Below are 12,212 nucleotides of genomic sequence, written 5' to 3'. Positions count from 1 at the left end.
TTCAAAAGAAATCGTCATTTTTTTTATATATTTCAATAAAAAAAGTGACAGAACCACCTTTGCAGTATCCAATGTACTGGGAGAGCCTCGAGTTTTACATCCCGTTGTAAAATGTCTTTCTACCATAAATACAATTTTTTAGTTCTCATTAGGCGCTATACATATATATTATATAAGTATAACGGTAGTACATACTTTTGCGAGTCAAAGGTAATGATTCTATTGACATCTACAAACAAAATAAAAGTTTTTTTTCTTAAAAATGAATGGCAGAGCGGAAAAGCAGAGGTTTTTAGACTTTTTCAGTGTTGGATATGGGGGAGATAAAGGCTTTTAACAGTTTGGCTTCTATTGGTTGCTTGGTCTGGTTCCGCATCATCGGATGTACGCACCAACTTCATCCTGTTCTGTTTTTGGACCCGCTTCCTACCCGGCCTCTGTCCGAGCCCTGTTATCTGCCTGTTCATAGCAAGGGAACAAGTGGGGAAATGACCAGTTTGCCCGTTGGCGGAATTGAATCATGTACAAAACCTGAAAAATGGAACATTTTACCACCAATTCCCTACCTGCTCCCTATCTGGTCCCTACCTGCTCCCTATTTGGTCCGTATGTATAGATACGGAGATGACGGGGGCAGACAGGGAGCAGACAGGAGGCGGGTTGAAAAACGGAACAGAACGAAGACACAGATGACACGGATTTATTATAGTCGAACAGAATTGGTTTGCGAAAAAATACGGAGTGACTTATTTCTCCTCCTCCGGGGAGGTGGAGGGGGTGAGTACCCGTAGGGGAGGTGGTAGCGATACACACTGTGCTGTTTTTCATTGCTTTATGCTCCCTACCACCCTGCCCGTTGGGCACCCCTTCTCCCCGGAGGAGGGGAAGTAAGATGCTCTCTCTATTCGCTTTTCTTTTCGCAAATCATTTCTGTTCTACTATAAATTGTACATTGCAAATTGTACATTGTAAATTGTCTAATTGTAAATGAGCTGAATTATCATTTCCGTCCCAAATTATTTTTTAATCGTTACTTAGTCTGCTGAATTCCGCGTCGAAGCGATAGCGGATTTAAGTTCTCGGACAGCCTGGGGGGATTAAGGGCGGGAAAAACGAAATAAAACCAACGCGGATAAATGAGGGCGGGCTGCTACCGCTTTTGCCGTCATTTTTTTGTTGCATCAGAGAGATTTTGTTATTCTGGCATTGATTATCAGAGGGGAAAGAGTATCTTTGCTTCTTGAACAAAAAAAAAGTGAAAAGTTATGGAAGAAGAAATGCAGGACATCTATATACGCTTTGACTGGGCCATCAAGCGCCTGTTGCGGCAAAAAGCCAATTTCGACGTGCTTGAAGGGTTCCTCACCGTATTCTTGAAGGAGAAAATCACCATCGTGGAGATTCTGGAGAGTGAAAGCAACCAGCTGACCGCCGACGACAAGTTCAACCGTGTGGACATAAAGGCTCTGAACAGTAAGGGCGAAATCATTATCATCGAGGTGCAGAACACACGCGAGCTCTATTATCTGGAACGTATCCTCTACGGAGTGGCCAAGGCCATCACCGAACACATCTCGCTGGGCGACCGCTACCATGAAGTGAAGAAGATATACTCCATCAGCATCCTCTATTTCGATATCGGCAAGGGAAGCGACTACCTTTACCACGGGCAGAACAACTTTGTGGGTGTGCATACGGGTGATACACTGCAAATCAACGTGAAGGAACGGAACGGCATCACGCCCCGTATGCCCAAGGAGATATTTCCCGAATACATACTGATACGTGTCAACGAATTCAACTCTGTGGCCGTCACTCCGCTGGAAGAGTGGATGAAATATCTGAAAGACGGCATTATCCGGCCCGACACCACCGCTCCCGGACTGGGCGAGGCAAGGGAGAAACTGAAATACTATTCCATGTCGGCCAAGGAACGGAACGCATACGATGCCCACATAAGTGCAGTGAAGGTGCAAAACGATGTGCTGGACACCGCCAAGCTGGAAGGAAGACTGGAAGGAAGACTGGAAGGGCTTGAGGAAGGACTGGCCAAAGGGCGTGAAGAGCAGAACCTTGAAACCGCACGGAATCTGAAGAGCTTGGGGGTTCCGGCAGAAATCATAGCAAAGGCCACCGGACTGTCTGCCGAGAATATAGAAAAGCTATAGAGACGGAAAGACACTGCATAGTCTCGGCCCCATCATTCATAATTGTAACCTTCGGCTTTTTATTCATCGGAGCCGAAGGGGGCTTTTGAAAGGAATACGGATTCCTATCTTTGCCCGGTTTATTAAACAAAACATCAACAATTATGAAACAGTTTTCATTGAACAAGAAGGAAGAAAAGGACCTGAAGCTGAGATTTAATCTTAAGCAGGTCCGGGAAGAGAACAAGCTGACGCAGATTATGCTTGTAACAACCATCAACAAAAGGAGGATCAGGGTGTATACCAAGCTCCGTGTGGAACCGAAGTATTGGAATCATGACACGTATCGGTGCTATCAGTCCGGCCGTTTGAATTTGCGGGAGAAGCTCAGGCTGAAACATGTGAATGAGCAAATCGACAATCTTGTCATGTCTTTGTATGAGATGGATGACCTGCTGGCAACAAGAGGGAAATATCTGTCGACTTCCATCATTCAGCAGGTTGTCCGGGAAAACCGGCAGAAGGAACAGCTGCTGCAGAACCCGATAGTCTGCCTGAAAGGATTGGTGGAAGATTACGAAAAAAGCATTAACCGGAAAGGACGTCGCGGCATCGGAAGTACAAAGACCACTTACTTTACTGCCTTGGGGCGTCTGGAGGACTATAACAAACAGCGGAGAGTTCCCATCGAGTCGTTTGAAGACTTCAACAAGCGTTTTTTTATGGACTTCACCAATTACCTTTATGGGTACACTTATGGGAAAACGGGAAAGCACTACACGCAGAATACAATAATCAATACATTGAAGGTAATCAAAAATCTGCTGCATCGTGCCTATGACAACGAGATGACGACAAATAACTACTTCCTGAAAGTCCAGACTACATTACCTTCCGACTCGAGCGAACAGATTTATCTTCAGGAGAAGGAAATCCGCAAGCTTTCTCAGGTGAAAACAGAAAATGAGCAGGAGCGTGAAGTCAGGGATATGTTCGTCATAGCCTGCTATACAGCATTGCGGATTAGTGACATTCAGCAGCTGAACAAAGCCATTATAAAGAAGGGAGTCATTTCACTGTATCAGAAGAAGACGAAGGAACTGGTCGAAATCCCCATACTGAAAGAAATCGCCCCATTGATTACCTATTACCAGCAAATCGGCTTTCCGGTTATCAACAAGATGAAAGCCAACAAAATCATCCGGACTCTTGCCGCCCGGTGCCATATCGACGAAACCATCAACCATAAGGAACATCGTGGCGGAGAAACCACCATTGTGACGGTACCCAAATACGATATGATTAGTTTTCATACAGCCCGAAGAAGCTGTGTGACCAATCTTTATAAACGCGGATACCCGATAAACTATGTAATGTCCCTTTCCGGTCACCGTTCCATCCAAGCATTTCAACGCTACATGAAGGCATCCAGCAAGGAGCTGATGTCCGACTTCGTCCATCTGCTAAGAAAGGAAAAAGCGATTCTGTTATAGACAACTTTCCGCCATTGACAAATGCCGGTCAATGGCGGTTTGTCAAATGAATCTGCTTCCTGCCGTTTTTTTTAGTAAAAATACGGACAAATATGCATTCGGAATTCATTGTAGCATCAAGCGTTTTCAGGATACCTGGCTTCCCATGCCCTGTTTTCCAAAGAACAGTAGCTTTGCTGTTTTGTCCCGATTGATGACCAGTACGCATAATCACACCAAATGAGAATCATCACGGTGATTGCCGGGCAGTAGAGCAATTCATATATCAGACTGGTATATGGAATGGTGATGTAATGATATAAAGCCAGATGTATCAGGATAAAATGCAAAGCATAAATTTCAAGAGTGTATTGTCCGAGCCTTTCAAGTAGAGGCAGGCCGGTTCTCTTGTTCTTGTATAGCCAGGTGAAAAGCGAGATAGAAACTACCGTTCCGGACTTTTTGCCACATATATCCCAACCAGAAGAAGGGTATCATGAATGGCCAATGATATATCCCCGGTAGAAAAAGGCTGGCTGCCAGACTGATAAGAATGACGTAAGGAAGTTTGTTGCGGGTACAACGTAATAATAGTACTCGATTCCCACGTATTGCAGTACATGAGTATAGACCACCATTAGAATGGCAAAACCTTTCAAGGCATCGAACATAGAAAGTCGTCGGGACATAACACTACAATCTCAAATCGAGGGTAAAAGTAACAATTATATTCGTACGAGCGATTCCATCCAACTTCTTTTGCTTCAGAAAACACATAACTATCCTACTTGTCTATTCCAAACCCTTTTATGTCTTCGGTGCCAAAAAATGGTGTAGTTCCATATCCTTGATGCGGAAAGGTATATATCACACACTCTCCTTTTGGGGCATTATTGAAAGGGCTGCCTTTATCTTACAGAATGATGCAAAGTGCCCAAAAATAGTGCCAAATTGTAGGGGAGAATTAAATCTACTGTTTGTTTTTGAATGATTATAAAGCTGACAATCAATATGGTATGATATGATTCCTCGTAAGAATATCTATATCATGAAGGAATAATAAAAAACTTTGAACTCTTTATAATATGCAGATAATCAACAAGGTAGTTGGTCAAATATGTTTAGGAAATTTAGTCCTTACTTTGCAGGCTGAAATATGTCCGGACGGCAAGTGAAAACAATGCTTGCAAGCACGCGGAAGAAGCGGTTCTTATACCTTATATATAGCAAACAAGGGAATTATATAGTGAACAAGAGAATTATATAGTGAGTAAGAAAGAACGCCCCGGACGGAACTAGCAACGCAGGAAAAAAGAACAATTATATTATTATTAACAACTAATTTTTACGATTATGAACATGGAAAAAGAAATGATGTACGTGGCTCCGACAGTGGAAGTGCTGGAGATGGAAATCGAAAAAGGATACGAAATCTCTATCCCCGGAACAGGTCCTGGCGAAGATTTGTAAGGTATAATATTTATTAACTAATTTCTTATAAGAATGAAAGCAAAGTATATTTTAACAGCATTGGCAATCCCGGCATTGATCGCGGCTTGTTCCAATGATGATTTTGAGCAGATACAGACCCCCTCTAATGCGGGGAACGCAGTTCTGCAAGGACGTTCTGCCGGCCAGCTCTCTTTGGAGGCCGTCAAAGCAGAAATCGGAGATGATGCGGACACCCGCGTTGTCGGCAGCCCGGATGACAACAACGGTATCAAGTGGATGTGGGAAGATGCCAATGACAAAATTGGTGCGGTAGTTACCGACTGGGGAACAAAAATAGGAAATACCGATGAACGCAACATTGTTGACTATGAGAATTATCCGCAATATGCCATCACCAACTATCCGTTCGCCCCGAACATCGACGGACCTTCGGCAGGCGCCAAGTTCTCTACGCCGACGGCTGTAGTGAGCGGTGCTTATCTGTTCTACAATAAATATGACGGCGCAGCTACTCAGAGACGTGTCATCGAGCATGAGATAGACCGCCTGAACACTGTTGGAACAGGAATAGACAAGGGTATGGAGCAGGTAGGTACGTAGAAGCGAAACGCAACTTCTTCATCTCTCCGATTGTTGACTTGGCCGTTGCCGATGGTGACCCCATCTCTAAACCGGTGAACTTGACAAGTGTTTACTCTGTACTTCACTTCAAACTGAAAACAGATTTGAAGGGCGATTACTACAGCAAGGGATTCAAAATCAACAAGATTGTGATGAGAACCATGGGTACCGATGATGAGTTCAAGCGCAAGCTGATTATAGACCTGCCGCAATCGCCACTATCCAGAAGAGCTTGGCAAAGAAGGCTGAGTACAAGCATCTTTTCAAAACCAACGGTGCCATTGATGCCATGCAATTGACTGATGCTGAAATCAGCGAAGCATTGGGACTGGTCAACGCAGAGATGGCCAATCCGAAAAATCAGATTGGTGTATCAAGCGAAGGCACAAAAGACATGGTGTACCAACTGGATGAGCCTTACGTATTTACCAGCAGCGACCAGCAGATGGACCTGATGGTTCTGATGCCCGCAGGCACTTACAAGAACGGCAAGGCGACTCAGAAGTACGAAGGTTTGGACAATGGTGTATTCCACATGACAGTCTATACCAGCGAAGGTACTTATGACAGCTACGTGGTGCAGAAGCCGGAACAGACATTCAAGCGCGGATACAAGTATAACATCCCTCGTACATTGATTATTGATGGTGGTAGAACCAACGTGAACCTGTTTGACCCGAACGAGGGATTCAGCATTGAGACTACCGAAGACTACAACTATGTCATCGAATACATCAACGAGCACTACCGCGACTTCGGTAACGACTCCAAATGGAAGACTCCGGTGCTGAACTTCAAGAAGGGCGTGACTGTGGACGTGGATGCGGCACACTTCTTCCCCGAATTCCCGGTGAAGTATCTGGGTGATGCCACTCTGAACTTGATTGGAGAAGGATTGGCTTACGAGTTCCAACCCAAAAACGTCATCTTGGGCAAAGACGCTGCCAAAGCAGGTCGTCCTACTATTCAGTTCAAGGACGCAACTTCTACTTTCAGCTTCAATGAAAACGTGAAGACGGACAAAGCTTTAGGTACAGACGGTGAAAATTACACCGCTGCCATAAAATTGATTTCCGGTGCGAAAGTGATTGTAGCCGAAGGCAAGGAAGTGAACTTCGAGATCTTGACGAGCAACACCGCTCTTGACATCAACAAGGGGGCTGTTGTAAACGTAACTGATGCAAAAGCTCTGACTGACGGTACGGTAAGCGTGATGGAAGGTGCCAAGTTGAATGCAAACAACACTTACACCAACAAGGCAGTGATGAACATCGCCAAGAATGCAGAGGTGAAGACTGCCAAGAATGCCACCAACGAAGGTGAAATCACCGTGGAAGGCGTGGGTAAATTGACTGCCGCCGCTACTTTCACCAACGAGGGCAAGGTACTTGTGAAGGCTCTCAACCTGTCGGGCATGAACGACAAGTCTCGCGCAATGGCATCTTTCACCACTTTGGTGAACAAAGGTGAATTGATTACCGAAGCTTCCGTAGCTACAAGTACTTACGGCGGTCTGGTGACAATCGGAACACTGAACAACAGCGGTAAGGTAAGCAACAACGGTGAAACAAAGGTTACTACTACCATGAGCAATACCGGTACGGTGACATTGGAAAGCGACCCGTATGCGTTACTCGACATCAAAGCCGGTGGTTCTACCGGAAAGGGCAGCATCGTATTGGCTGATGCCACTCAATATGAAATGTTCGATTCTTACTATACGGGAAGAAACAACTTGAGTGACGTGAGCGGCGTTATCGAAACTACGCTGAACCAAGAAACTTACGACAAAGTTATGGCCAACTATGGTACTTACAAGAGCGATGCTACTCAGGAAACAGCTTGGGTAGTGTTGAACAAGATTACTTTGAACGACGAAGTGAAACTTGTCGCTACCTTGACTGACGAGAAAGACTTTGTATTGGCAGAAGGTGCAACACTGAATGCGACAGCTGCTTTGACTATCAATTCTTTGGTTGCCGATGGTGCAAATACTGCATTGGCAGGCAAGGATATCACAGTAGAAGAAACTGTAACAATTGCAGAAAAGGCTGCCTTGACCAATAACGTGGCATTGACTATCAACTGGACATCAAACGAAACCAATATGCTGATTGTAAACGGTGAATTGCTCAACAAGGGTGCCATCGACACAGAAGATAGCCAAACTACTACCGCCAACAATATCGTAACCGTAATTTCCAAGACAGGTAAATTGGTGAACCAAGGTAAGTTGAGCAAAGCGGCTGCGCCGGAATTTGATGCGAAATCTGCTGCGTACAAGGCAATGCAGGATTTGGCAAAAAAACTGAAATCTACTGACGGATATAAAGGAAAGGCTTTGGGCTTAGGAAATATACGTTTTGAAAAATTCGCTTCAAATGTTACAGCATCTACCGAGTGGTCAACGAATAACGCTGAAGTTACAGAGACCGAATTTATCACCTTAATAACAAAAGGAAAGTGGACAAAAGTGAGTGGCTACTACGCACTGACAAGTGGCAAACTTGCTATGTATTTAGGAGGTGCGGAGAATATTGATAACAGCGGTGATTTTGCTTGGTTTGCAGAAAGAGCTAAAATGAATGCGGCTAAGAAAGTCTTTATGTTTGGAGTTGCAATTGGCGCAAATGAAATGCCTTACCTTGCTACCACTTGGTTTGAAAGCACCAACAGCGGAACTTTGGATTTGAGCTATTCAGGTGCTCACCCCACTACTTGCTGGGCATGGGGAAATAACACTCAAGTGATAGACAACGCTGTAAAGATTGGTTATTTTAACAATGAGAAAGAATAAAAATGAGGAGTGGTATCACCTTCCCCTCCCATCCGTAACCCACGGATGAACTAAATGAGAATGCAGGATGTCCCTTTCCCAAGGAGGCATCCTGCTCTCTTTATATCCCACGTGCCTTTTGTTGCTCCGCCCGATTCCTTTGTTTGCTCCGCTGCACGCCTTTTGCAGCGTTGCTGCGAAGATTCTGCAGAACTGCTGCATCACCTTTGCAGTCTCGCTGCAACACCTTTGCAGTGTCACTGCATCACCTTTGCAGTCCCACTGCAACGCCTTTGCAGCGCCACTGCAAAAGGAATGCAGAAGTTTGCAGTGACGGCAGTCTCCTGCCAATCTCAGGCTATTCTTGCCGGGAAAGCCAAGGCTCATATCCGTCGGTCCGGTTGTGGAGCAACAAGAAAGGCGTACCCCACTTCTGTTAGTCAATGACTTTTCAGAAGGAAGTACGCCTTTGTTTATGGCGCGGTTTCAGAAATAAGTAGTATTATTCCTCAACCTTTTGCGGAATGTTGTTGGGATATGCAGTATTCACCTTATCACCGGCAGTGGTATAGGTACCTGTATAGCCAATATACAAACCGCTCATGATGTTCAAAACGGCACTGTTTGTAGCTTTGTTATTAACCGCAATGTCCTTGCAAATTGCAGAGTACAAATCGATGATATTGTTGGAGCCACTCGCTTCATTTTCGTTTACCAATGACAATATTCCGGCAACATCGATTGCTTTCTTTCCATTTAAACGATTAACACTTGATTCTACCTTGAATGTAGCTGTACCACCTGCCTGGCTACAAGCTTTTACAGTAAGGTTTTTAGCCTTAATCTGCTTGTCACCTAACTTCGCTGTAAGAGGATAGTTTGTTGAAGTTCCTGCACGTACCTCAATAATGATGTTCTTGGCACTCCAATCTACCAATGCAGTAGACAAGTCGTTTGTAATAGCTGCAGTATTAACAGCTGCATAAACACACAAGTCACTTGCCCAGCATTCAGCACCCAGCTTAACGATGTCGTTCAGTTCCGTAAGGTCTTTGATGTCTGCCCATTCCAGACGGCCACCCTTGTCGCTGTACAGCTCTTTCGCCATTTTGCCCATAGCGGCAGTAGCTGTTTCGTCTGTCACGGTCTTCACGATTACTTCACCTTCGTTCTCGAAAATCGGGGCTACTTGGTGTGAGTGGTCGAACTTGTAGACACCATAAGTATTCAAAGTCCAGCTACCCTTCGCCTTGTTCACAATCTTACCGCAGAATTTGAAGTTTTCACTCAAAGTTGCAGTACTGTTCGTAGTCAGCGTACCTTCCAGAATCATAGTAGAAGTAGCACCTTCCGCACCGTTACCCTTCAAGTTAGAAAGAGCACCTTCGCATTGTAAGTACCTTGTGCGTCAACATATACCAAACCGTTGTTCAAATCGGTAGTACCCATTGCAGTAACTGCTGCCGCGTCTGCCTCAGTGGCATTTGCCTTCTTGGCAAGGTTCAATGTACCTCCGTTATTGGTAACGTTACCTACCACGGTTGTCGTAGCCAGGAAGTTCATGGTTGCAGCGTTGGAGAAGTCGTTGATAACAGGTGTTGCAACGCTGTTGTTGTAAGCGAAAACGTTGTTACCGGTTACATCCAAAGTACCTTTGGTATTTGTAAAGTTACCAAGTACAGTTACGTTTTCCAATTTGCTGGCAGTTTCGCTGGTTGAATTATTGGTGAAAGTAGCACCAACAATGGCGTTCTTCAAAGAGAGCACAGCTTTATTATTATCACCATTTTTAATTCTATTGGCCAACTTCACATTTTCCAGTGTCAAGTTTCCCTTGTTAATGACAGCCCTTGCGTTGCCCTGTTTTTCTTCATTCTTAATAACCACATCACCTTTTTCAATGGTTATATTCAAGCCGACGCTGTTTACACCCTGAATATTTACATCACCCTTACTAACCATGCACGATGCTTGCTCACCATCCACTGTAGAAATGATATTATTGAAGTTAATCTCTTCATCAGAATTGAACGTTAACTTTTTGCCCTTTGTCACAGATACCGTCTTTCCGCCATTGAACGTAACGGGAACCGCTGATTTCAATTCGTAGTCATCAGTCAGCGTAATGTCACGCATGATTTCGAAAGTAGCCGCACCGTTAGTGATTGCGTTTGATTTAGCTACGGCCGAAGCGAATTCCGTTTCAGTGTAGATTTCATAATCCGTCACCTCTGTAGCACCATTGGCATCAAGCTCAATGTTAAAGAACACGGGAGCATTGGATTCGATATTCAAATCTTTGTATCCATCGATGTCTCTTTTCTTCAGGATGTTGTTCTCAGTATAGTACACAACGAACTTGTAAGAGCCTTTCGCATAAGTGGCGGGAAGCATGCTCATGTAAGCAAGAGTGGCGTTTTCCTTGGTTGCATTCTTGTCGATGGTTAAACCGCCATCACCAGTAGCTGCAACTCTTTCGAACAGCAAGACAACTTCAGACTCATATTTGGTCTTTTCCGCATCCACTTCCGGAGAAGCTTGTCCTTGCACAGCCTTGAAACGCAGTCCCACTGGGATATTCAACGGCTTGGCAGCATCGGTTGAAACCATCTCGATTCTCTTGATGTTCACATCATTCGTCTGGTTCTTCGGATAAACCAGGAATGCGATATAAGAGGTGTACTGGTTCAAGCTGAATTCACACTGCTGAGTCTTGGCTTCAGCACTAATCCGGTCGGAAATGCTGAAACGGGCCAAATGTTTGCCGGCTCTTTCCAAAGTGGCAAGTTCATCAGCATTATTTCCCATATTATCCGTTGGATCCATACCGACCTTTACTACAGCATTGTCCGCAGCATCCTGAACCTGTATGGCATCCAGGCTGAAAGGAATGCCATCGTAGTCTGCATACTCTTTGTTGAACGGATAATATACGAAATAGTCACCTTCAAAGATTGTGCTGTTGTCAGTCTTGAATGTTGCGGCATTGCTCTCACCCACACCATTTTCTATCTTGAAACGGTAGTTCGTGAGAATTTTCTGGTCGCTGTAGATATATGAGAAACCGATAACATCGTCTGCTTCCCATACCGGTTTAACGACTCCCGGTTTCAATCCCGTAGCAACATACTGAGGATAGTAAGAAACTCTGGTTGAGGCATTGCCGCCAGAGAGTCCATCGGTTGCCAAAGTGAAGTTCGTGGCATCCATCATCTTTCCGGAAAGGCTATTGTTCACATCAGCGAATTCCTCGTTTGAGCAGGCAGCCACGAACATGGCAGCTAGCATCGTTGTAAAAATGTGTTTTACTTTCATCTCTATTTATTTATTAATTAATCAATTTCTCCAGGTTTTTCAGGTGTAAGTTGAGACGCATCGAATCCCACTTCTACTTCCACTTCCAGCACTTCCACTGCCGGAGCCACATACATCATTTCTTTTTCCATGTTCATAATCGTAAAAAATTAGTTGTTAATAATAATATAAATTGTTCTTTTTTCCTGCGTTGTCTGTTCCGTCCGGGGCGTTCTTTCTTACTTATTATATGATTCTCTTGTTTACTATATAGTCCTCTTGCTCACTATATAACTCCCTTGTCTACTATATATAAGGTATAAGAAACGCTTCTTCCGCTTGCCTGCAAGCATTGTTTTCACTTGCCGTCCGGACATATTTCAGCCTGCAAAGTAAGGACTAAATTTCCTAAACATATTTGGAGAGGTATTTTGCTGTATATCAAACATA

At 44.4% G+C, this 12,212-nt stretch carries 8 protein-coding genes; 5 read left to right on the top strand and 3 right to left on the bottom strand.

The window, feature by feature from the left end; genetic code table 11:
* Positions 1-1,265: 1,265 nt before the first annotated feature.
* From JCM16496_RS19500 to JCM16496_RS19480, 5 genes are all read left to right on the top strand, one after another.
* Positions 1,266-2,168, top strand: coding sequence for an Rpn family recombination-promoting nuclease/putative transposase (locus tag JCM16496_RS19500; protein WP_025836245.1), 903 nt, complete (start codon positions 1,266-1,268; stop codon positions 2,166-2,168).
* Positions 2,169-2,311: 143 nt separating this feature from the next.
* Positions 2,312-3,640 carry a site-specific integrase gene (locus JCM16496_RS19495; RefSeq protein WP_025836244.1) on the top strand — a complete coding sequence of 443 codons (1,329 nt, stop codon included), beginning with the start codon at positions 2,312-2,314 and terminating at the stop codon, positions 3,638-3,640.
* Positions 3,641-5,122: 1,482 nt separating this feature from the next.
* Positions 5,123-5,671 (top strand): hypothetical protein, encoded by a 549-nt coding sequence (locus JCM16496_RS19485; RefSeq protein WP_128809744.1) that lies wholly within the window; start codon positions 5,123-5,125, stop codon positions 5,669-5,671.
* A gap of 38 nt (positions 5,672-5,709) precedes the next feature.
* Positions 5,710-5,991, top strand: coding sequence for a hypothetical protein (locus JCM16496_RS22370; protein ID WP_128809743.1), 282 nt, complete (start codon positions 5,710-5,712; stop codon positions 5,989-5,991).
* Entirely contained in the window at positions 5,925-8,489 is a 2,565-nt protein-coding gene (locus JCM16496_RS19480; RefSeq protein WP_025836242.1) for a hypothetical protein, read from the top strand. The genes JCM16496_RS22370 and JCM16496_RS19480 overlap by 67 nt, the downstream gene beginning before the upstream one ends.
* A 15-nt stretch (positions 8,490-8,504) precedes the next feature.
* Here JCM16496_RS19480 and JCM16496_RS22790 read toward each other — a convergent pair whose 3' ends face one another.
* Genes JCM16496_RS22790 through JCM16496_RS19470 form a run of 3 tightly spaced genes read right to left on the bottom strand, consistent with a single transcriptional unit; the run spans position 8,505 to position 11,783 of the window.
* Positions 8,505-8,912, bottom strand: coding sequence for a hypothetical protein (locus tag JCM16496_RS22790; RefSeq protein ID WP_159102479.1), 408 nt, complete (start codon positions 8,910-8,912; stop codon positions 8,505-8,507).
* A gap of 58 nt (positions 8,913-8,970) precedes the next feature.
* Positions 8,971-9,837 carry a hypothetical protein gene (locus JCM16496_RS19475; RefSeq protein WP_025836241.1) on the bottom strand — a complete coding sequence of 289 codons (867 nt, stop codon included), beginning with the start codon at positions 9,835-9,837 and terminating at the stop codon, positions 8,971-8,973.
* On the bottom strand, positions 9,834-11,783 hold the full coding sequence (locus JCM16496_RS19470; protein WP_128809742.1) for a hypothetical protein: 1,950 nt from the start codon (positions 11,781-11,783) through the stop codon (positions 9,834-9,836). Before JCM16496_RS19470 ends, JCM16496_RS19475 begins: the two co-directional genes overlap by 4 nt.
* Positions 11,784-12,212: the final 429 nt, after the last annotated feature.

The organism is Bacteroides rodentium JCM 16496, from assembly GCF_000614125.1.
Taxonomy (GTDB): Bacteria; Bacteroidota; Bacteroidia; order Bacteroidales; family Bacteroidaceae; genus Bacteroides; species Bacteroides rodentium.
This window is presented reverse-complemented; position numbering and strand designations above follow the sequence as displayed.

What these genes read in the sequence shown, in the direction of transcription:
- JCM16496_RS19500 (WP_025836245.1), top strand. Translation starts at nt 1,266, where the DNA reads ATGGAAGAAGAAATGCAGGACATCTATATACGCTTTGACTGGGCCATC.
- JCM16496_RS19495 (WP_025836244.1), top strand. Translation starts at nt 2,312, where the DNA reads ATGAAACAGTTTTCATTGAACAAGAAGGAAGAAAAGGACCTGAAGCTG.
- JCM16496_RS19485 (WP_128809744.1), top strand. Translation starts at nt 5,123, where the DNA reads ATGAAAGCAAAGTATATTTTAACAGCATTGGCAATCCCGGCATTGATC.
- JCM16496_RS19470 (WP_128809742.1), bottom strand. Translation starts at nt 11,783, where the DNA reads ATGAAAGTAAAACACATTTTTACAACGATGCTAGCTGCCATGTTCGTG.